The 21,153-nt window shown below is 49.5% G+C and carries 20 protein-coding genes; 1 reads left to right on the top strand and 19 read right to left on the bottom strand.

Annotation, left to right across the window (positions count from 1 at the left end; all coding sequences use genetic code 11):
* Positions 1–3 precede the first annotated feature (3 nt).
* From JO375_RS16125 to pth, 16 genes are all read right to left on the bottom strand, one after another.
* Entirely contained in the window at positions 4–942 is a 939-nt protein-coding gene (locus JO375_RS16125; protein ID WP_229525424.1) for a protein kinase domain-containing protein, read from the bottom strand.
* Positions 926–1,675: a vWA domain-containing protein gene (locus JO375_RS16120; RefSeq protein WP_229525423.1), complete on the bottom strand. Its 750-nt coding sequence runs from the start codon at positions 1,673–1,675 to the stop codon at positions 926–928. The genes JO375_RS16125 and JO375_RS16120 overlap by 17 nt, the downstream gene beginning before the upstream one ends.
* A 126-nt stretch (positions 1,676–1,801) precedes the next feature.
* The gene (gene spoIIE, locus JO375_RS16115; protein ID WP_229525422.1) at positions 1,802–4,309 is read right to left on the bottom strand and encodes a stage II sporulation protein E; all 2,508 of its coding nucleotides are present in this window, start codon (positions 4,307–4,309) and stop codon (positions 1,802–1,804) included.
* A 504-nt stretch (positions 4,310–4,813) separates the two neighbouring features.
* Positions 4,814–5,326: a S1 domain-containing RNA-binding protein gene (locus JO375_RS16110; protein ID WP_229525421.1), complete on the bottom strand. Its 513-nt coding sequence runs from the start codon at positions 5,324–5,326 to the stop codon at positions 4,814–4,816.
* A gap of 122 nt (positions 5,327–5,448) precedes the next feature.
* Entirely contained in the window at positions 5,449–5,778 is a 330-nt protein-coding gene (locus tag JO375_RS16105) for an FtsB family cell division protein (RefSeq protein ID WP_229525420.1), read from the bottom strand.
* A gap of 4 nt (positions 5,779–5,782) precedes the next feature.
* Entirely contained in the window at positions 5,783–6,361 is a 579-nt protein-coding gene (gene yabQ / locus JO375_RS16100; protein WP_229525419.1) for a spore cortex biosynthesis protein YabQ, read from the bottom strand.
* On the bottom strand, positions 6,358–6,642 hold the full coding sequence (yabP, locus tag JO375_RS16095) for a sporulation protein YabP (protein ID WP_229525418.1): 285 nt from the start codon (positions 6,640–6,642) through the stop codon (positions 6,358–6,360). The genes yabQ and yabP overlap by 4 nt, the downstream gene beginning before the upstream one ends.
* Before the next feature lie 183 nt (positions 6,643–6,825).
* Positions 6,826–7,104 (bottom strand): RNA-binding S4 domain-containing protein, encoded by a 279-nt coding sequence (locus JO375_RS16090; protein ID WP_229525417.1) that lies wholly within the window; start codon positions 7,102–7,104, stop codon positions 6,826–6,828.
* A complete protein-coding gene (locus JO375_RS16085; RefSeq protein ID WP_229525416.1) occupies positions 7,104–7,376 on the bottom strand; it encodes an HU family DNA-binding protein in 273 nt (90 codons plus the stop codon). The genes JO375_RS16090 and JO375_RS16085 overlap by 1 nt, the downstream gene beginning before the upstream one ends.
* 292 nt (positions 7,377–7,668) lie before the next feature.
* The gene (gene yabN / locus JO375_RS16080; RefSeq protein ID WP_229525415.1) at positions 7,669–9,183 is read right to left on the bottom strand and encodes a bifunctional methyltransferase/pyrophosphohydrolase YabN; all 1,515 of its coding nucleotides are present in this window, start codon (positions 9,181–9,183) and stop codon (positions 7,669–7,671) included.
* A gap of 184 nt (positions 9,184–9,367) precedes the next feature.
* Positions 9,368–11,128, bottom strand: a complete 1,761-nt coding sequence (locus tag JO375_RS16075) for a putative polysaccharide biosynthesis protein (RefSeq protein ID WP_229525414.1) — start codon at positions 11,126–11,128, stop codon at positions 9,368–9,370.
* Between the two features lie 139 nt (positions 11,129–11,267).
* Positions 11,268–11,810 (bottom strand): stage V sporulation protein T, encoded by a 543-nt coding sequence (spoVT, locus tag JO375_RS16070; protein ID WP_229525413.1) that lies wholly within the window; start codon positions 11,808–11,810, stop codon positions 11,268–11,270.
* 168 nt (positions 11,811–11,978) lie between these two features.
* Positions 11,979–13,097, bottom strand: coding sequence for a peptidylprolyl isomerase (locus JO375_RS16065; RefSeq protein ID WP_229525412.1), 1,119 nt, complete (start codon positions 13,095–13,097; stop codon positions 11,979–11,981).
* Complete coding sequence (mfd, locus tag JO375_RS16060; RefSeq protein ID WP_229525411.1) at positions 13,081–16,608, bottom strand: transcription-repair coupling factor; 3,528 nt, start codon at positions 16,606–16,608, stop codon at positions 13,081–13,083. Before mfd ends, JO375_RS16065 begins: the two co-directional genes overlap by 17 nt.
* A 136-nt stretch (positions 16,609–16,744) precedes the next feature.
* A complete protein-coding gene (locus JO375_RS16055; protein ID WP_010349540.1) occupies positions 16,745–16,975 on the bottom strand; it encodes an anti-sigma-F factor Fin family protein in 231 nt (76 codons plus the stop codon).
* A gap of 86 nt (positions 16,976–17,061) precedes the next feature.
* Positions 17,062–17,622 (bottom strand): aminoacyl-tRNA hydrolase, encoded by a 561-nt coding sequence (gene pth / locus JO375_RS16050; RefSeq protein WP_229525410.1) that lies wholly within the window; start codon positions 17,620–17,622, stop codon positions 17,062–17,064.
* A gap of 76 nt (positions 17,623–17,698) precedes the next feature.
* Here pth and JO375_RS16045 point away from each other — a divergent pair, with 76 nt between their 5' ends.
* Complete coding sequence (locus JO375_RS16045) at positions 17,699–17,899, top strand: hypothetical protein (protein ID WP_229525409.1); 201 nt, start codon at positions 17,699–17,701, stop codon at positions 17,897–17,899.
* 67 nt (positions 17,900–17,966) lie between these two features.
* On the opposite strand, the gene JO375_RS16040 is transcribed toward JO375_RS16045, so the two are convergent.
* The 3 genes from JO375_RS16040 to spoVG form a co-directional block, all read right to left on the bottom strand.
* Positions 17,967–18,920, bottom strand: coding sequence for a ribose-phosphate diphosphokinase (locus JO375_RS16040; RefSeq protein ID WP_229525408.1), 954 nt, complete (start codon positions 18,918–18,920; stop codon positions 17,967–17,969).
* 58 nt (positions 18,921–18,978) lie between these two features.
* On the bottom strand, positions 18,979–20,376 hold the full coding sequence (glmU, locus tag JO375_RS16035) for a bifunctional UDP-N-acetylglucosamine diphosphorylase/glucosamine-1-phosphate N-acetyltransferase GlmU (RefSeq protein WP_229525407.1): 1,398 nt from the start codon (positions 20,374–20,376) through the stop codon (positions 18,979–18,981).
* Positions 20,377–20,721: 345 nt separating this feature from the next.
* Positions 20,722–21,009, bottom strand: coding sequence for a septation regulator SpoVG (gene spoVG, locus JO375_RS16030; protein ID WP_229525406.1), 288 nt, complete (start codon positions 21,007–21,009; stop codon positions 20,722–20,724).
* Positions 21,010–21,153: the final 144 nt, after the last annotated feature.

The raw sequence follows: 21,153 nt of genomic DNA, 5'->3' as shown, positions 1-21,153 counted from the left end.
CTGCTACCGTAGCGCCAACCAGAGCGCCCCAGCCAGCAGCAAAAGCGAGACCGTAAAAGCATATCCCAGCCAGCGCGGATTCCCTCGTTTGGCCGACGATTGCCTGACATGTGCAGAAGCCAGACGCGACCAGGATCGAGCCGCTGCACGAGTATCGGAAAAACCCCCGTGTACTGCGGCAAGCAGCCACTCCGCATAGGGACGCAATACACGGCTGCGGCGGATAATGACCGTCAATTCTGCCGTATTGCGCAGCTGCGGCAGCCTGCTCGCAGCCGCCTTTAACAATTCCCCCTCCAATATATGAATTGTTAGAAGAGCAAAGGCGAACAGGTCATACTGGGGATCGGCATTTCGGTTGCCAGCATTCCAGAAACCTCTGTCATACCATTCTGTATATTGTTTCACACTCCTGCCTGCAAGAGATACTCCACCATAATCAATCAATTCGGCTTCTCCATAGGCATTGACCAAAATATTTTGCGGCTTCACATCGCCAAACACCCATCCCGCCTGATGCAGCTCCGCCAGACGATTAAGGATACCGGTCCCCGCTACACCGTACCATTCCGCCCCTTTGGCTGCCACAAAACGATGAAGCGGGTCACCCTTGACATATCGCATGACGTAAAAGGGGATTTCCCCGCTGTGCAACACTACATCGTCTACTTCAAACAAAAAGGGAGGATTCCCGTTTTTCTGAAATACAGCCTTGGTCCCTTGAGACTGTAATGTAGTCAGCACATTAATCTCCGACTGCATATCCAGCGTGTTTCTTCCCATTTTCAAGGCAAATTGCCGATCAGCCTGCGCTTCTTTTACCAAGTATACGGTTCCGTTCGCTCCCCGGCCCAACAAGCGCTGAATGACATAGCTGCTCCGCTTCCACTTGCCCTTGATGACCGTTCCGGGTGCAAGAACGGGATCAGACGACGTAGTCACCGAGCATCCCTTCTCCTTTATTATAGTATTCTTCCATATCTTTCTGTTCTTCTAGTGTAACATATCGGTAATAATCAATCACTTGTAAAATGGCTGGCCCCGTCGGCGTCGCTCCCTTCATCCGCAGACGTCCGAATAGGGATTTGATCTGGCTAAGCTCAGAAGTCCAACCGATATCCATAACCGCATCTGCTCCCATTTGCCCCCCCGGAAAATGAAATACAGATATACGGCTAAGTCCACTCCTAGACTGTAGACTAAGCAGCAGGTCGCGAATGCTGTCTTCTACAGCAGGCAGCTTGGGCCTCATGCTCGCACTAGCATCAATGAGCAAAGCAATTTCCAAAGCGCTGGTCTCTGCCAGCTCGTCCATCACCTCAACTACCTGAGCTCGTTTTGCGGGAGGCAGCTCACCGATATGCCGGGCGCCGCCCTCGCCCAATATATGCGTTAGCTCTCTATTAACCGCCTGCTGAATGGTTTGAACCACCGTTTTACGTGTCATCATCTGCATGGTCTGCGCCAACTGCTTTGTGCCTACGATTTGGCTGAACCCTCCCCCTGCTTTGGCAATTTCCCGAATCTCCGTACTGCCAAGCTCGCCAATTGTCCCATAATCTATGACTCCCGCAACGTTCACTGTAATGCCCTCCTGTAAGGCCTGAGCAGCCGCGATGACCGGGCTGACACCTACATTGGAACATCCGTCTGTAATGATCAAAATTTGCTTCATTGCTTTTTGACCTCCGCTTCCTCTTAATCTATTCCGATAGATTCCATCTTTGCCTATTCCGGAACGATTCAAACGAAGAATGCGGATTTTTAAAAACGAGAAAGAAATTTCCCGGGCAATGTTAGTCTAGCTCACCGTCCGTGGACGCTCCAGCCAGCTCATTCCCGGTACATGAAGGGTTGCCCACTCCGGACGGTAATGATCGATTTTGCTAACGACCACTGTCATATCGTCATAGATTTGATTTTGCTGGTAACGGATAACCCGTTCCAGCAAGCAGTCGGCCAGCTCCTGCGGATCATCACTTTCAATTTCCTGAATCATGCGTTTCATCCATATTTCCTTGTTGACCGCATAACCCGGCGAATCGTAGATACCATCGGTAATCATGATGAGAATATCGCCTGGCTGCAACTGAAACGACACCAAATCAACCTCAATATCCTGTATAATGCCAATGGGCAAATTACTGGCGGATACAGGAATGACCTCCTCCCCTCTTTTAATAAAGCTTGGCGTAGACCCAATCTTCATGAAGGTTGTTCGGGCTGTATACTGGTCAATCAGCGCCATATCGACGGTGGCATACATTTCCTCTGGTGATCGCAGCATCAGGACGGAATTGACCGACTTGATGGCCAGCTTTTCGTCCATACCCGATTGCAGCAATTCCTCTAAAATATGAAGGGCTGCGCTGCTCTCTTGCTGTGCACGTTCTCCATTTCCCATGCCATCGCTCAGGGAGACAGCAAAGGTCCCGTTCCCTATCTCCATCGTGCTATAGCTGTCTCCTGAGAGAAAATCCCCTCCTTTGGCCGCGCTTGCTACTCCTGTGGCAACCTCATACGTCTTGGCAGAGCCAAACGTGACGGTAGCCAGACCCTGGTGGTGATCTGCCGCCGTTTCACATATCACGGCAATATGCTCGTCCAATATGTCCGACAGCAATGGCGCAATGATTTTCCGACATTCATCGAATCCCCTTGTATAGGCATGGACAATCTCGATTTCGACCTGGCCTGCATCCAGATTAATAATCTCAATCGAATGGATAGACAGACCGAGCCGCTCCAGCGCTTCCCGTATTTGCTCCTCCTGCCGGTGCATCGTCTGCCCTTCCCGCTGAATTTCCCGCGCCAAATCGTCCATAATTTGTGATACACCCGATAGCTGTTCAGCAACAAGCTGACGGCTGTCGTATACTTGGCGCTTCCACTGCATATTATGCTGATAGAGGTTATACTGCTGCTTCATCACCTGCAGTACAGCGCTTGTCTTGGCGCATACCTTGTTCCATTGCGACGGCATCTGCTCCGGCTGCAGATCCGGGTTTTCCTCAATGACGCTCATCATTTCCGTCATATACTGATGAGTTTGCATAAACTTCCCATCCCAGCACTGCTCACATTTGAAGCAGGAGGCACACGTCCCTTCCGCTACAGCGCTCATAAAATGCTCAATTTCACCGTCCGGCTTCGCGCCTTCACCCGCGGATATCTGATGGAAGCTGCGGGATAGCTGGCTGAATACGCGGGAAAACTTCGCTACCCGTTCTGCGGTGAGGTCACGAACCCTTTTGGCATACTCGTGCTGGGACTTGGCGTGGTCCTGCGTGCCGGGAACATAGGTAGAAACCGCTTTAAAGAAACTTTTTGGAGTCAATATAAATAATAGAATGGCCGTGCAGCTCTCCCAAGTCGATGTCAGCACATCTCCGGTCCCATCCAGATAGATCGTCAAAATGGAAGAGCCCAACAGCATTCCGAGTGCAACAGCACCTTTTCGGCCTTCACGCAGCATCCCTGCCAGCAAACCTGCAAAAGCAAGCAAGCTCATCTGCACAATCGCCGACATATTGGCCAAGCTTAAAATCAAACCGGTAATCACGCCAACCGAGGCACCTAGTGAAGCGCCTCCTACCAAAGCAAACACCAGCACCAAATACCTTGACAGAATATGATCGACCGATAGTGCATGGACGGCCCATCCGACCGCTCCTGTCATAACAGAAGCCAGTAAAATAATAAGGCACAAAATTTCCTCATTCTTGAGCTGGCTTGTCTTTTTTCGGTACGTAAACAATGGAATTGCCTGCGTGAACACCAGCGTAAGCATAAAGCTGAGAACCGCATCGGTTCCCACAATGACAAGTTCATACCATGTGAAGGACGGAGCCATCACGGCGCTAAATAAATTGACCATGAACACAGACAGGAACACCATCAGCGGAGCGTAGCTTAATTCCAGACGATCAAAGGCACGCAGCCCGCGGAGCAAGAAATAAAATACAACCAGCTCGCCGCCAATCATGAACAGCGATGGATATGGAGCCAACACACTGCCTGCCAATACGGAAAGAGCTACAGGCAGCATCAGATCACGGCGCAGGAATGTGATGACCGCAAAGTAAGCGAGGGCAAAAGGAGAGAGCTCGTCCAAAATCGTGGCACGTCCCAGCAAAAGCCCCATAGCCGACAATAGCAGCATCCATTTTTGCGCCATTACCCATTGCACCGCTTTATGTGAATCCAGCCGCTTCTTGAGTCTGGAAGGCCAACCTTTCGTACGTTCTTTGGATCTGGACTTTCTAGATTTCAACCCCGGAAATTGTACTACGTTCCATTTCTCCATCATGCGTCAGGCACCCCTCATCAATTTGATGCTCCCATCTTAAACCGGAATGATTGAGAAAGTTTGTCAGAACCTCACGCCTTATTCCAAGAAATTTCCGACAAAAAAACGTTCTGTGCGAAAGGACAGAGCAGCGGCCTGAAGATCAGGCCACAAGCGTATGGAAGCAGATGGAAGTTACGTTAATTCTTCACTTGCACAGCCTCTCCCTGTCGTCCATGACTACGTCCAAACTAGCGATTTGCACAGAAGATAGACGGAAAACCGTTGGAGTTTGTCGGACGAATATGTGAACACGACAAAAAAAACATGCACTTTCCAGTTCAATTGCTCCTCGATTGTTCAACAAATCATAATTCTCATCATAGGCTCGTAGTATTTCGGCGGCCTCAATCCCCCTCCATAGCGCTTGCATGCCTCATGTGTTGTCGGTAAAACGCAAAAAAACCGTAGCAGTCTTTCGACTGTACGGTTTCCGTGTATGGTTGATACGGTTGTCAAAGTGAACTAAACCCGCTTCGCGCCGCGCCCTCCGCGTTTACCCTCGGTGTTCTTTTTCAGCGACGAAATGCGTTCCTCACTATCTTTCAGGAAGCGTGACATTTTATCCTCAAATGAAGTTTTACTCGGTGCAGGCTTGAAAGAACGGCCTCCACGATCGCGGTTGAAACCACCACGTCCCTGACTTGGGCCTGAACCCCCACCGCCGAAACGGTCTCCTCCACCTGTTCCCCCTGTGCGCTCCGGTCTTGGAGCTCTTGGTGGACGGGCTTCACTTGCTGGCTTGTCAATTGTTTGCTTAATGGAAAGTCCAATTTTGCCATCTTTGTCAACATTAATGACTTTCACCGTCACGATATCGTTAATCTTCAGGTGATCGTTAACATCCTTCACGTAGTTATCGGCGATTTCCGAGATGTGAACGAGACCCGTGACACCTCCAGACAAATCCACAAATGCTCCAAAATGCGTGATGCCTGTCACTTTGCCTTCTAACTTGGTGCCCACTTCAATTGCCATAGAATAAAATGATCCTCCCTTAAAATATACAACCGATTTTTCGCAAGAAAATCCCGCTGTGGTGATTTGATTATACAAAATGGCGGAACTAAGGTCAACTAAGCAATGACCCGACTATGATCCTATTTCTGATCTCCGATAATCGGCGTTTCTTCCGGTTTATAGAGACCGTACTTGCTTCTGGCAATTTCTCCAATATACTCAGGGTCTTTAAGACGATTCACTTCAGTCTGAAGCTGTTGTTCTGTTTGTATAGCAGCTTGCTTCTGTTTTTCCTTCTGGATGAGCTGTTCATTTCGATCAGCCATAGTCATTCCTTGAGAAAAAAAGGTGAAAATGGCCCAACTACCAAAGGCGGCAAGCGATAGCAACCAAATCATGATTCGCCTGCGCCCGCCCGCGTAGGACTTGGACGTAGGAGATGAATGGCGATCTACAGACGAATTACGCATGATACTACCTCCTTCCAAACCATCTTTTTGCTGTGTTTTTCAATCTAACGCCCAGCTGTACGAGTGACGCCGGAATCTTAAAGCGCGCTTTAAGCGGACCGACCATCCATAGAATCGGCTTCCAAACCGGCATCAGGATATAGATCAGCATCCTTCCCAAAAACACGATAAGTGCCAACGTCCATCTAATCAGCCTGCATACCAGCCGATACAGCAGCAACACCGGATGAATAATCAGGATGCGCAGGATGCTGTTTACGATCAGCGCTAGTCTGCGGACGATCTCTAATAACATTACCACAAAACGTTGGGTTGTAACACTAAAGGCCCAAAAATAGAGACAAACCCCCAAAAGTAGTCCTAAAAAGACATAAAACCGCAGCTCACCGCGATTGCTCGCGTACAGCACACGGAAAATAAACAGCGCCGAGGCCACCCAATACAGTACGTCTAACATATGAATGCTCCAGCGGACAAAATGAAAGCGGATGGACAGTACCCGGTAGCTGTCAAATACCACTCCCATTGCCATGCCCGACAGCAGCATCCACATCAATGTCAACCATTGTGTGTGAGGATTCATCTGAAGAGCTTGCCGAACAGGCTTTTTCCATTTTTGGCCTGGGCCCCTGGCTCCAGGTAGACGAGGGAATGAATCTGACCTTCAATGGACAACAACCCCTCTTCCAGACTGAGGTTTTTGATATGTAAATGCTGTCCGCGAATGGTGAGATGACCCAGCTCAGTCTGAAGCAGAAACTCTTCGCTGTCAAAGCTCTCCACATTGCTGACGCCTGAAATATCAAGCTGCTTTCGGCTTTGCATGTGCAAATCATGGTGTTTGGGCTTCCCTTGTTCAATCATGGCATGTACCCCTCCTTCTGTTCTTAGCTTATGAGGGGGATGATACGATTTAGAACTGCTTTTGCTCTATATCAGCATGCCTTGAAGCAGGAAGCTCCTCATTATAAGTAAAAAAGCACCCCTTCATAGGATGATGAAGGAGTGCTTTCATGTACAGCTTGATGAGAAAATCCGTTAGCCTGCTTACCAGTTCAAACCAGTTTCCCTGGCAATAGGCTCTTCTTTCACCAAAGTGTACATACTTGCAGCCTCGTCCTTGCGTGTAGTGTCGGCGAGCCGTTCCACTCGCACAGTCACCAGCTTCTGGCCAAATTGGACGGTGATTTCATCGCCTGCTTTGACCGCACTGCTCGGCTTGGCTTCGCGCCCATTCACCAGCACTCTGCCCTGTTCGGAGACGTCCTTGGCTACGGTACGCCGCTTAATCAGCCGCGAGACTTTCAAGAATTTATCAAGACGCATTAGTTAACGGCTTCTTTAAGCTTATTACCGGCTTTAAAAGCAGGAACGGTCGATTCTGGAATTTCAATCGTGTGGCCAGTTTGCGGGTTGCGGCCTGTACGGCTGGAACGCTTGCGTGTTTCGAAAGTTCCAAAGCCGATCAGCTGCACTTTGTCACCGCTAGCGAGTGCTTCTGTAATTTCACCAAGAACACCATTCAATACAGCTTCAACGTCACGTTTGCTCAAACCGCTTTTGCTGGAAATATTGTTGATCAGATCTGTTTTGTTCATAAGATAAAAGCCTCCCAAATGTCAAAAAATAATCATCACGCTGCATGTCCACATATGGATCAGACGTGAGGTCAAGCTTTGGCCGAAGCCTCTTCTGAATCCAACTGTAACACGTATCCCTATAAGCTACAGTTATTTTCAGAATTACTACAAGTTATTCTGGCTTGTCCCAAAAAATCCTGCAATGACAGGCTTTTTTTATTGGACCCCAGTTAAGCCAACATCCTACTACAAAACGCTCCCCATTGGCAAGTCTCCACAAACCAGGCATGCTTCCTAACCGACTTAATGTTCACAAGGACGTGCCATCAGCTCCGTCAAGCTGCTTTTTTGCCTCCTGCCAGTAGATTTCCATTTCTTCTACGCTGCTATCCTCGGGACGACGCCCCTGCTCGCGCAATCTCTGCTCAATATACTGGAATCGGCTGACAAATTTTCGATTGACAGCAGACAGCGCCTCCTCGGGATCTACTCCCATAAATCGAGCGGCATTCACAGCAACGAATAACACATCACCCAGCTCCAGCAACTGTGCCTCCAGGGAATGTCCTTCGCGGACGGCCTCCTTTAATTCAGCCACTTCTTCATCCAGTTTGTCAAATACACCTTCAATGCCATCCCAGTTAAAGCCTACTTTTGCTGCTTTTTTCTGAAGCTTGTACGATTTCATAAGCGCAGGGAGATCACGCGGAACACCGTCAAGTACAGAAGGCTGCACAGACGCTGTTCCTTTGAGCCGTTTTTCCTCCGCTTTCATTTGCTCCCAATTTTGCAGCGCCTCTTCCGCGTCATTCGCCTGGTTGTTGCCAAATACGTGCGGATGACGGAAAATGAGCTTATCATTCAATCCTTCGATCACGTCATACACATTGAAGGTTCCAACTTCCTCTTCCATCTGGGCATGCAGCAAAATTTGCAGCAGCAAATCGCCCAGCTCCTCCTTCATATGCTCGGGGTCATCCTCATCTATCGTTTCGATAACTTCATACGTTTCTTCGATCAAGTTTTTGCGGATGGACTGGTGGGTCTGCTCACGATCCCATGGACACCCTTCCGGACTGCGTAAAATATCGACAATTTCGTGGAGACGGTCAAAAGACCGCCGCTTAAGCGTCTCATCCTCGCTACGAGGTATGTACACCAGAGACAGGTTTCCGTAACCCTCCACCCTGTCCAGCTCGTACAGAGGCACCTTATGCACCGCTTCCTCGCCTTCCACGCCAAGGGCATGGCCAACATACACTTCATAATCGTCAGGATAACGTTCCATCAGGCATAGCTTCACATCGGAAGCAGTAAAGGTGTCATACACTTGTCCGATTAACGTGTGTAATTGCGGTTGAAGCCAACTGGCTTCCAGCGTGCTTGCATCCAGCAACTGGAAACCCTCTATCGGATCAAAACCAAGTCGCACAAAAGCTTCATCCAGGAAACTTTCGCCGCCCAGAATGTTCAGTTCAACGCCCTGGGCAGGACAACGCTCCTTAAGAAGCTGCACCGCGGCTTCCGCCACCATCGGGTGACCTGGAACTGCATAGACAATTTCGCTTCCATCTGTCGCCTTAACCGCCGTTGCAATCAATTGACTGGTAATTTCCTCGTATACTTCTGGAAAAGAACCCCTTGTCTCATACACCGTGTCAAACGACTCAAATGCCACTCCAAACTCATCCAGCACCTTAACCGCCGGATGCTCCTTTGTGCGCAGGTACAGCGCTGAAGCGCTCCGCATTTTGTTCAATATCCCGATCGTAAGCTGATCCGGATCTCCCGAGCCCAGGCCGACGACCGTTAATGTTACGCTCATATCCAATCCTCCGTTTCGCAAAAAAACAGGCCCATGCGCCCAAATACACCTTTAGCATACTACTTCTGGCGGCATCCTGCTTCTGGCAATCCTGCTTCCGCTTCCTTTGCTTCGGCATTTAATATACCACAAAGTTGTGCAGGCTCATAAAATGGCCATTCGTTCTTACCCCGAACAGCCAAGGCTACGCCAGTACGCGCAGCCTGCGCAGCGCGGCTGCGAGTGGCCGTCCGAGCTTGGGCACCGCGGCAAGCTCGGTTTCCGTGATCAGCCTCAAGCGAGCGAGGCCGATCACGAATACCACGGCGCCTGCAGCTACGCCCAGCAGGCTTTCCGCCGCTGCCGTGGCACGGCTCCCGGCAGCAGAGCCCAAGGCACTCAGCACAGCGCCAGTGCCCCACGACGCCGCTGCTGCCGCACAGGCCAGGGCGATCAGCAGGGCCGCCGGCTTGAGCACGCTGGCGGACCAGCTCCTGCGCAGCCCTACGAGGCGGGCCAGCAGCGCGATGTTGATCGCCGCCGCCAGCAGATAGGCGGCGGCTCCTGCGATGGCGGCTCCCGCCGTGCCCAGCTGCGGCACAAGCAGCCAGTTCAGCAGCGCCTTGGCGACGGCGGCGGCAAGCATCGCCAGAGCTGGCGCGCGAACTGCGCCAAGCCCTTGCAGCAGCGCTGCCGAGATGATGCTGAGCGTGCCGCCTACGGCGGTCAGCGCCATCCAGCGCATAACCACGCTGCCGGTATCGTCCGCATACAGCAGCACATTAATGGGGACGGCCAGCACGATCAGGCCTGTCGCCGCGGCCAGTCCCAGCAGCCAAAACCAGCGCAGTGATTGCTCGCACTGGCGACGAGCCAGCTCCGTGCCGCCGGTCACCCGGGCCTCGGCCAGCGATGGGATGAACAATGCCGACAGAGTCGTGGCGAACATCATGACTAGCTGTACCAGCGGAAGACCGCGGTTATAGATGCCGAAGGCGACCATCACCGCCGTATCGTCCAGGCCCTCCTGCTTTAATAAGCGAGGGACAGTGAACGTGTCCACCAGGTTAATTAACGGAACGGCCAGCGCTCCAAGGCAGACAGGCAAGGCATAACGCAGCAATTCCTTTAGCAAAGAACCGTAGCTCTCCGTTCGGTGAGCTTCACCAGCCTGCTCCTGTGCTGTCCCGGCAGCAATTTCCAACACCCCTGATATGACCGCGCGGCCGCTGCTAGCCAAATCATCTGTCGTTCCTCCCACAGCCTGCCTAATGGCCTGGGAAGCCTGCTCAGAGAGCCTCTCCTGCCGTTTGAGCTTCTGCCTGTGGTTACGCCAGAATAGCAGCATGACGATCAGACCCGCTGCACCGCCAGCAGCTGAGCCAAACACAGCTCCGGCGGCAATCATATCCGCTCCCGCTCCGTGTGACAGCATGAACAGCAGCAAGATGATCATCACACTTACCCGTACCGCCTGTTCCATCACCTGAGAGACAGCGGTCGGGATCATATTTTGCAAGCCTTGAAAATACCCTCTCAGCCCTGCCATAACCGGCACGAACAAAAAGGCAAATGCCGCCGCCTTCACCGACAGAATGACATGAGCATTATCGATCCACAAACCGATCAGCGGCGCACACGTATACATGAGCACTCCCAGAATCAAACCAAAAATGCCCAATACGAGCGAAGACAGCCGGGCTACACGCTGTCCTGCTGCCCTGTTCCCCACCGCCTCATACTCAGCTACAAATTTCGATACCGCTGCCGGAAATCCAGCAGTCGCAATGGTAATGAACAGTGTATAAAAAGGATAGACCGTATTGTAAATACCAAACACACCGTCGCCGCCGATATTTTGTAGCGGAATCTTTTGCAATGTACCGATCAGCTTGCTCGCTACCGCCGCCAATGTCAAAATGACAGCCCCCCGTAGCAACCGCGCAGCGGTGCGATTCTCCTGCATTCCCCGTCTCCACTCCTACCTGAAATATGCATCTCTTATGATTCCTATTATACCGCCTCTTCCCCCGGAAAGAAAAAAAGCCCTGTACAGCGAAGAACGGCTTTCGCCATCCTGTGCGCTATACAGGGATGAAACGGTATTATTGTTCCATTTGTTTGCCCAGGAAGCCAGCGGCCGTTTCAGCCATTTTGACCTCCATTTCGGACATTTTTACACTCTCATCCTTGTTCAGTAAAATAACGGAACCAATAGGATCCCCACCTGAAACAATGGGAGCCGTCACAAAGGACGAGATTGTTTCTTCGTGGTCACGGGTTAGCTCGTAGGAGCCGCTGGATGTTTCCAGCACCGTTTTGCGGTTGTCCATACTATTTTCGATAATGCTGCCGATTGGTTTGTCCAAAAACTCTTTTTTGGAGCCTCCAGCCACCGTAATAATGGTGTCCCGATCGGAAATCATCGTAATATGGCCTGTACTCTCAAACAGGGACTCAGCATATTCTTTGGCGAAATCACCAAGCTCACCTATAGGTGAATACTTTTTCAAAATGACTTCTCCGTCACGATCCACAAAAATCTCGAGCGGATCTCCTTCGCGAATTCTCAAGGTGCGGCGAATTTCCTTTGGAATAACTACACGCCCAAGGTCATCAATCCGGCGAACTATACCAGTAGCTTTCATTTCACATGTTGCCCCACTTTCCAAAGAAGAATTTAGTAAAACTACTGACGGTATCGAACGACACTTCCACTCCCCTGGAAGCAGTCACGAAGAACGTCACGGTCATGGTGCTTATGGTGATATCTGACCATAGTATTCATCTGTTCCCAATTCCTTATGCATGTTCAGTTATTTGCCTTGGTTTGCAGCCCCGCCTTTAGCGGTTCCAGCTTGGGTATCACTGGTGCTGCCTGTTGTTCCGCTTGGCGCAGCCCCGCTACCTGCGCCCGGAGTCGTGCCGCTTTTCTCTTTTGCAGCAGGTGCCTTCGGCAGATTGAATTTCAAATTAAGCTTTGCCAAATCATTTTCGGTAAAGTTTTGGATACTTTCCCCGGCCAGTTTGTTTCTCAGGGCAGCCTTTTCATTGTCCTTGAGTTTGTCGAACGTTGGCTCATTGCGGGATTCCACCTTGATGATGTGATATCCGTATTCCGTTTCCACCGGATCACCGATTTTGTTAATCGGCTGGGTTTCGGCTGCCTTTTTAAAAGCAGGTACCCATTGTGCAACGGATGCATTCTCATACAGCCCCCCATTCGACGCAGAGCCTGGGTCTTCTGAATATTTCTTGGCAATCGTCGCAAAATCCGCCCCTCCGTCCAGCTTCGCCTTCACTTCTTTGGCCAGTTTGAGGGCATCTTCTTTTTTGCGCGGTTTCTTTGTTTTTGGATCTTCGAAATTAATCAACACATGGCGGACCGTTGCTGTCGTGAATTGATCTTTATTTTTCTCAAATTCCTGCTTGAGCTGATCGTCTGTTACTTTATTGGTTTCACTGTTGATGACGGTCATGACGCGTGTAAAGTAATCCTGTACACCTTGTTCAGTCAGCTTTTGATCACTTAAAAACTTCTTGAACTTATCTTCTCCAACCGACTTTTTATACTGTTCGAGCTGTTCTTTCCCTTGCTTGGCGCCCTGTTCCTTGGCTTTGTCGTCTGCTTTGGCAGCCAGAAGCTTGTACACCACTTCCTGCTTGGCAATTTGCTCCCGTACCTGATCCGAAGCTAACGCAGCCTCGTATTCCGGGTACAGGAATTTCATCATGCTGATTTCCTGGTTGAATTCATTTTCCGTAATAGTTCCACCCGTATAGGTCACGACAGCCTTACTACTGTCTTTCGGCTCCTCGTTGACCTTACTCTCATTAGCTTGCTTCGTACATGCGGCCAGCACGGATATGGCCAGCAACGCTGCAATTCCCAAGGAGAGCATTCTCCAAGGCTTCCTTTTACTTAGTTGAGACATCTTGCAGTTCCTCCTTCAATGTGAATGCTTGTTTCAATGCACTCAAAAATTCCTCCAGTAGTTCTAGCAGCTGTGCATCATTTAGACCTCTACCCTTTATATGTGCGCTCATAGAAGTTCCCTGTTCAAATTGTACACGTCTTTCAAAGCGATTGCCAATTTCGGCGAATTTGGCAGGTTGTATCGCCTGCTGGAGTCCTTCCTGGAACTTCAACACCATGTTGTCATCCCGCTGGACAATGGACTCGATACCGTACATACGTCCATATATCTTAAGACGAGCCACGGCCAGCAGATGACGTACAGCCTCCGGCAGATCGCCAAACCGGTCGACCAGTTCATCCTCCAGCTCGACAGCCTCGTCAAAGGTACTGATTGCCGCAACCTTTTTATAAATCTCAATCTTCTGAATACTATCATAGATATAGTCTCCGGGCAGGTAAGCATCGACACTCAAATCAATCGACGTGCTCCAATTCCGATTCGATATGTCTTTTTCCCCAAGCATACTGACCTTACGTTTGTTAATTTCTTCTGCCAGCATTTGCGAATAAAGATCAAAACCGACGGATGCGATGAATCCGTGCTGCTCTGCACCCAGCAAATTACCCGCTCCGCGAATGGACAAGTCGCGCATTGCAATCTTGAATCCGGAGCCCAGCTCCGTAAACTCCTTGATGGATTGAAGGCGCTTCTCCGCCACTTCAGTCAGCACCTTATCCCGCTGGTATGTGAAATACGCATAGGCAATCCGGTTGGAACGGCCTACACGACCACGAAGCTGATAAAGCTGGGATAGCCCCATTTTATCGGCATCATGCACTATAAGCGTATTCACGTTCGGGATATCGACTCCGGTTTCGATAATGCTGGTGCTGACCAATACATCATATTCTCCATCCAGGAAGTCCAAAATGGTCTTCTCCAGCTCGGTTTCGGACATCTGCCCGTGACCCACACCCACCTTGGCATCCGGCACAAGCGCGTTGATCTCTGCAGCCATTTCCTGAATGCCCTGCACACGATTGTAAAGGTAGTACACCTGTCCACCACGTGCCATCTCACGTTCAATAGCCTCGCGTACCAGCGTCTGGCTGTGTTCAACCACATAAGTCTGCACCGGGAAACGGTTTTCCGGCGGTGTCTCAATGACCGACAGGTCACGCACACCCAGCATGGACATATGCAGCGTACGCGGAATAGGCGTAGCCGTTAATGTCAATACGTCTACGTTCGTCTTCAGCTTTTTCAGCTTTTCCTTGTGTGTTACGCCGAATCGCTGCTCTTCATCGACAATCAACAGCCCCAGATCCTTAAACACGAGGTCCTGTGAAAGTAGACGATGGGTACCAATCACAATATCAACCGTACCTTGTCGGACCCCCTTGGTCGTCTCGTTCTGCTCTTTGCGCGAGCGAAAACGGCTCAATACCTGAATGTTGAACGGATATCCAGAAAAACGTTCACGGAACGTCTCATAGTGCTGCTGTGCCAAAATCGTCGTCGGTACCAGCACCGCTACCTGCTTGCCTTCAATCGCAGACTTGAACGCAGCGCGAATGGCGACCTCGGTCTTGCCGTAGCCTACATCGCCGCACAGTAAGCGATCCATCGGACGGCTCTGCTCCATGTCCTTTTTAATTTCTTCAATGGCCCGCACCTGATCACGCGTCTCTTCATACGGGAACATATCCTCAAATTCCTGCTGCTCCGGCGAATCCTTTTCAAAAGCAAACCCCGGCGCCGACTGGCGCTCTGCATACAGCTTGATCAAATCATCGGCAATGTCCTGAACCGAGCTGCGTACCTTGCTTTTAACCCGTGTCCACTCATTGCCGCCCAGCTTGTAAATTTTGGGCTCTTTGTCCTCCGAGCCAACATACTTCTGAATTAGATCAATCTGTTCAATCGGTACAGACAGCTTATCGCCACCTGCATAGAGAATGTGCATGTAATCCTTATGGATACCGCCAACTTCCAGCGTACCAATCCCCATGTACTTCCCGATCCCGTGATTCTGGTGTACGACATAATCGCCCACCTTCAGCTCGCTATAGCTCTTAATCCGCTCGGCATTGTCCATATGGCGGCCGTGCTTACGCGCTTTGCGCTGCTTCTGGGAGAACATTTCCCCTTCGGTAATGACCGCCAAATGAATGGAAGGCATCTCAAAGCCGCTCTGCAGATTGCCAATAGCCATGGCAGGCTCTTCAATCCCGTAGTCCTCAAGCACCCGCCGCATCCGATCCAGCCGTTCATCTCCGCTGGCCAGCATCATCACCTGTGTGCCTGCCTTGCGCCAACGTTCCATTTCTGCCTTGAGTACGTTCATTTGACCATGAAAATCCTGCATACCACGGCAAATAAAATTCAAAATATTCTGCGGATGGGTATGAGGCACCTGACGGAGGAAGATGGACATGAACAATGTCTGAAATCTCCGATTGTACAACAGATTGTCCGAGTTATCCGATAGTTCTAGCTGCGGTAATGTTTTACCGTTCTGAAGCAAGTGCAAATTCCATTCAGACTCATCCCGTTCCAGTTGCTTGGCCGTTTCCAGCATTCTCGCTGGTTCGTCTATTACCAGGATCGTGTCCTCCGGCATATAATCGGCCAATGTTTTGCGCTCAGGATACAGCAGGGAGATATATTTATAGATTTCGTCAAAATATACGTGCTCCCGCAGAAGCTCAATCTCTCGATGGATCTCTTCCTTCAGATGCTGCTTGGCTTGACGGTCGGTCATTTTGCCCAGTTGCTCTTCTAGCAGAATCGCAGCGGCATCCGCAGCCTGATCCATACGTTGATTGCTCGCAATAACTTCCTTGCACGGCGTTATGGTAACGCTCTGCACCTTCTCTATTGAACGCTGATCTAGCGGATCAAACATACGGATGGAGTCAATTTCATCATCGAACAGCTCGACACGGTAGCCCCAACGGGTTGTCATCGGATAGAAATCAATAATTCCTCCGCGTACACTCATCTCGCCACGTGACTCTACACGTTCTACACGCTGATATCCCATTTCAACCATGTGTAGCAAAAACGACTCCAGTTGAATCGTCTCGCCTTCTTTCAGCTCGGCATGAGCCTCACGCCACGTTTCTGGAATCGGCAGTAAACGACGGACACCAGAAAACGGCACAACAACAACCCCACGAAACCCCTGGGTGCATCGTATTAATACATCAATTCGTTGGGATAGTGTCTCTGGGCTGGATATCGCTGCTTCAGCAGCTACCAGTTCATTAGCAGGGTATAATAAAACCTGATCAGGCGAAAGCGCTTCTTGCAAATCATCTGCTATTTTTTGCGCGGAAAACATATTGTGCGTCATGACCATTAACGGTCGTCCAGTATCTTCAGCTAGCGCGGCCATCAGTACCTGTCTGGAAGAGCCGGACAGGCCCGATATCAGCTGTTCCTTCATGCCCGAAGATATGCCTGCTGCAATGGATGCGTAATCAGCATCCTTCGTAAAAGCCTGAATAAGTGCTTGTAACAAAAAAGGCACCCCTTTATGCTTATAAATAGTTACATGTAAACCGAAAAAGAAGCCTCAGCAATGCTGCCAAGGCCCCATAAGCGGAAAATGCCACTTCACCTCTCAAGCTGGTACTATCTGACCAGTTGAATACCTGTTATTGGAGCGGATTTGCGAGCAAGCTCAGCTCAGGGTTATTTTCCAGTGCCTGACTGCAATGCTCGCAAATAACTTTGACGGTTACTTCGCCGCCCGAATTATACGCTATTATATCTCTACGCTCGGCAGGGGTCAAGGAATGGAAGCCTAACCTTTCTTCGGTTATTGCCGCCGAATCAATGCGTCCCAAGAAAGTTCGACAATGTCTGCATACATAATTGACAATCATGTAATGTATATGCCTCCTGAAAGTTTTCTATACCTTTCAGTATGTCCAACAATCTTTCATTTAAGCCCGTCTGCCTCTGCGTAAACTCACTTATTGAATTCGGCCATCGTCCGTTCAAAAGGATGATTCAGGCTATATTCCAAAGCGTTGCACGCATCTTCTATCATTCCGTTCAGCAAATCTTTTTCCTTCTTAGGAAAGTTCCCCAGAACGTAATCGACAATAGCATATCCAGGCTCAGGGCGGGAAATGCCCATACGAACCCGGTTGAACGACTGTGTCCCTGTATGCTGAATGATTGATTTAATCCCGTTATGACCGCCTGCGCTGCCTTGATAACGCAATCTAATTCTACCGACCTCTGTATCCAGATCATCGTACACGACGATCAAATCCTCAAGGTCCGCCTTGTAGTAGTCCATATAAGCACGCAAAGACTCGCCAGAGAGATTCATATAGGTCATCGGTTTGATCAGCACCGTTTTCACGCCGCCGATGTGTCCCTCTCCAATCAGAGCCTTGCATTTGCTTTGATTAATCTGAATGTTATGACGTGAGGCAAGGGCATCAAGTGCCATGAACCCCACATTATGTCTTGTTTTCTCGTATTGGGGACCCGGGTTCCCCAAACCTACAATCCACTTCATAAACCTTGGCTCCCCTCTTTCGGAGTCTTTATTTTTTGGTAAAATAGTAATATTGAACAGGAAGGTGCGTGTCGGTATGCTCAAACAGGGTGATATCCTCTTATATGACAGCCATTTTCTATATCATTTAAAACATTCCGTTCCTGTCCAGGTCTATGACGGGAATGTACATATCCAGATTGGCATCATTGTACGTTTTAATGAGCATTTTGTCGAAATAGAGGACACGCTATACAATCGTCAACGTTTTACTTTTATATCTCGTGCAGGCTTTTAGCCTGACATGTGATAGGGGTTACCTTTTCCATATGGAAAAAGCAACCCCTTCTTTAATGAGCCAGCGCTTATTCGATTTCAAACAGTTTGCTGATCGACAATTCCTCATGCACACGGATAATGGCTTCTCCCATTAACGGGGCCACAGACAAAATCTTCAGCTTGCTTGTCGGATTCGGGTGAACGATCGGAATGGTATCCGTTACGACCACCTCTTTTAATGGTGAATTCTCCAGTCTTTCCATCGCAGGGCCGGATAGCACGGGATGCGTACAGCAGGCATACACATCCTTTACGCCGCCTTCTTTAAGCGCATTTGCGCCCAATACAATCGTTCCGGCTGTATCAATGATATCATCAATTAAAATAGCCGTTTTCCCTTCGATGTTCCCGATGATGTTCATGACTTCACTGACATTTGGCTCTGGACGACGCTTATCAATGATAGCGAGAGGCGCATTCAGGAAATCTGCCAGCTTGCGTGCACGAACAACCCCGCCATGATCGGGTGAAACTACAATCGGGTTCTCAATTTGCTTGGAACGGAAATATTGAGCCAGAATTGGAGCTCCCAACATATGATCTACTGGAATATCAAAGAATCCCTGAATCTGCATGGCATGCAAGTCCATACTGATTACGCGGTGAGCTCCCGCCTTTTCAATTAGGTTGGCGACAAGCTTCGCTGTAATCGGATCACGCGAACGGGCTTTACGATCCTGACGAGCATAACCGTAATATGGCATAACGACGTTGATGCTTTTGGCAGAAGCACGTTTAAGTGCGTCAATCATAACCAGCAGCTCCATCAAATTATCGTTAACTGGTAGACAAGTCGACTGCACAACGTACACATGGCAGCCACGAACGCTTTCCGACAGCTTAACCTGAATTTCACCGTCACTAAACGATGTGGTATGGGATTCCCCCATTGGGATTCCGATGTAGTCCGCAATCTGGTGGGCTAACTTCGGATTGGAGTTACAAGTAAATATTTTGAGTTTGGAATCGCAATAAGTCATTAATAGAAACCCTCCGTGCTGGTTCATTCATTACAGATTCAACAGCTTGCTGATTAGGTTATTCGGATCTTTTTTTCTTCGCTTTGGCACGTGCGCGGATTTTGTCCGCATATCCGGCTTTGTTTTCCTGACGTGGTCTGGAAATGGCCAAATCATTATCAGGGACATCATGTGTTACGGTGGAGCCTGCTACGACATAAGCACCTTTCCCAATCTTAACCGGGGCGATCAGATTCACATTGCTGCCAATAAAGGCATCATCTTTAATATCTGTAATGGATTTATTATATCCATCATAATTAACCGTTATTGCCCCGCAGCCAATATTTACATTCGATCCCACCTTGGCATCACCAACATAGCTCAAATGAGACACCTTGGAGTGATCCCCGATGGTCGCATTCTTCACCTCAACAAAATCACCGATCTTCACATGTTCGCCAAGTTTCGCACCTGGTCGCAGATAAGCAAACGGTCCTACAGACGTACCGCTTCCCACTTCCGCTTCGTCCAACACCGAGTGTTTTACCGTTGCGCCCGAACGAACAATCGTATTGTGAATTTCAGCCTGCGGACCAATGACGCAATCTTCGCCAATTTGCGTTTGACCATGCAGCCATGTGTTGGGGTACAGCACCGTATCAGCACCAATGACAACACCGCTCCCGATGTAGGTAGAGGACGGATCAATAACAGTGACACCATTCAACATATGCTTGCGAACAATACGCTCGCGCATATAGCCTTCTGCCACCGACAAAGCGACTCTGTCGTTCACACCGATAGATTCCGACACATCCTTGGTCAAATACGCCTCGATCTGCTCACCTTGGCCATGCAAAATACCAATGACATCTGTCAGGTAGTATTCCTGCTGTGCATTGGTGTTCGTTACCTTGTCCAGCGCTGCGAACAGCTTGGCATTGTCAAAACAGTACGTTCCCGTGTTGATCTCCCGAACCGCATCCTCCTCAGGTGAGCAATCCTTCTGCTCTACGATTTTGAGCACAGCTCCTGAGGTATCACGGATAACTCGTCCATATCCTTTCGGGTCATCCATCTCAGCGGTCAAAATCGTAGCCGCCGCCCCGCGACTCTCGTGCAACTGTGCCAGACCCTCCAGTGTCTCTGCCGTGATCAACGGAGTGTCTCCACAGATGACGATGGTCGTGCCTTTCTCCTGGCCAAGCAGGTCCTTCGCCTGCTTGACGGCATGGCCTGTTCCCAACTGCTCTGCCTGAAGCGCGTATTCTGCTGTAGGTCCCAGGTAAGCCTGTACCGCCTCCGCACCGTGGCCCACGACAACTACACTGCGTGATACCCCGATTTCACGAACCGTGTCGAGCACATGGCCAACCATCGGTTTTCCGCACACCGGATGCAGAACTTTATATAATTTGGATTTCATACGTTTTCCCTGCCCTGCGGCAAGGATGACTGCCAACCTTTCCAACAAGTCCAACCTCCTATCCTGAAAATAACAGTTACCCTTGGCTAAAACGTTAATTCCCAGATCAGATTTTGCTTAACTTTTCACAATCCTCCTGAAAAATAACGGCGAACCTTTGGTTAATGGCTATTTTTTCAGGCCAGCTTGTGCTGGACATTCATCCCCGGGACGTATAGCTTGCCCAGTCCCTGTCTTATGAAAAAGCCGCTTCGGCAGCCCGGATGACTCCAAGTTGCCTTAAAACTGACTGTTAACTCACTAAAGAATATATCTCATTCCAGCCAAAAAGAAAAGAGAGCCACAGTTAGTGGCCCTCTTTTTCTTTTATACCCCAATCCTGCTTTAGGCGAATTAAGCGCCTTCTTCAATAGCGACTTCTTCATCCACGGCTGCGCGTTCGTACTCAGTCAGAACAGCAGCCTGGATCTTCTCACGGGTTCCTGAAGATATCGGGTGAGCGATATCGCGAAACTCTCCATCCGGAGTTCGTTTGCTAGGCATAGCTACGAACATTCCGTTATTACCGTCGATAACTCGGATGTCATGAACAACAAACTCGTTATCAATCGTAATGGATGCAATCGCCTTCATTCTTCCATCAGAGTTTACTCGGCGAAGTCTAACATCCGTAATTTGCATGTGTGTTTCACCACCTTTTTCCAAATAGGGCTTGGTGTAATATTCCACACAGCAATTCGAATTCCTTCTTTTTTTGGACAATTTGTATCCTAAATTCAGGGAATTTTTTTGAAAAGCTTCCTTTTCGACAATTTTAGGTATTTT

Source organism: Paenibacillus farraposensis (assembly GCF_020736845.1).
GTDB classification, from domain to species: Bacteria; Bacillota; Bacilli; order Paenibacillales; family Paenibacillaceae; genus Paenibacillus; species Paenibacillus farraposensis.
The sequence above is the reverse complement of the archived record's forward strand: the minus strand, read 5'-3'. Positions and strand labels throughout refer to the sequence as shown.

Bases quoted from the DNA above. Each gene is read 5' to 3' on its own strand.
- JO375_RS16120 (WP_229525423.1), bottom strand. From the start codon at position 1,675: ATGAAGCAAATTTTGATCATTACAGACGGATGTTCCAATGTAGGTGTC.
- spoIIE (WP_229525422.1), bottom strand. From the start codon at position 4,309: ATGATGGAGAAATGGAACGTAGTACAATTTCCGGGGTTGAAATCTAGA.
- JO375_RS16110 (WP_229525421.1), bottom strand. From the start codon at position 5,326: ATGGCAATTGAAGTGGGCACCAAGTTAGAAGGCAAAGTGACAGGCATC.
- JO375_RS16105 (WP_229525420.1), bottom strand. From the start codon at position 5,778: ATGCGTAATTCGTCTGTAGATCGCCATTCATCTCCTACGTCCAAGTCC.
- yabQ (WP_229525419.1), bottom strand. From the start codon at position 6,361: ATGAATCCTCACACACAATGGTTGACATTGATGTGGATGCTGCTGTCG.
- yabP (WP_229525418.1), bottom strand. From the start codon at position 6,642: ATGATTGAACAAGGGAAGCCCAAACACCATGATTTGCACATGCAAAGC.
- JO375_RS16090 (WP_229525417.1), bottom strand. From the start codon at position 7,104: ATGCGTCTTGATAAATTCTTGAAAGTCTCGCGGCTGATTAAGCGGCGT.
- JO375_RS16085 (WP_229525416.1), bottom strand. From the start codon at position 7,376: ATGAACAAAACAGATCTGATCAACAATATTTCCAGCAAAAGCGGTTTG.
- yabN (WP_229525415.1), bottom strand. From the start codon at position 9,183: ATGAGCGTAACATTAACGGTCGTCGGCCTGGGCTCGGGAGATCCGGAT.
- JO375_RS16075 (WP_229525414.1), bottom strand. From the start codon at position 11,128: ATGCAGGAGAATCGCACCGCTGCGCGGTTGCTACGGGGGGCTGTCATT.
- spoVT (WP_229525413.1), bottom strand. From the start codon at position 11,810: ATGAAAGCTACTGGTATAGTTCGCCGGATTGATGACCTTGGGCGTGTA.
- JO375_RS16065 (WP_229525412.1), bottom strand. From the start codon at position 13,097: ATGTCTCAACTAAGTAAAAGGAAGCCTTGGAGAATGCTCTCCTTGGGA.
- JO375_RS16055 (WP_010349540.1), bottom strand. From the start codon at position 16,975: ATGATTGTCAATTATGTATGCAGACATTGTCGAACTTTCTTGGGACGC.
- pth (WP_229525410.1), bottom strand. From the start codon at position 17,622: ATGAAGTGGATTGTAGGTTTGGGGAACCCGGGTCCCCAATACGAGAAA.
- JO375_RS16045 (WP_229525409.1), top strand. From the start codon at position 17,699: ATGCTCAAACAGGGTGATATCCTCTTATATGACAGCCATTTTCTATAT.
- JO375_RS16040 (WP_229525408.1), bottom strand. From the start codon at position 18,920: ATGACTTATTGCGATTCCAAACTCAAAATATTTACTTGTAACTCCAAT.
- spoVG (WP_229525406.1), bottom strand. From the start codon at position 21,009: ATGCAAATTACGGATGTTAGACTTCGCCGAGTAAACTCTGATGGAAGA.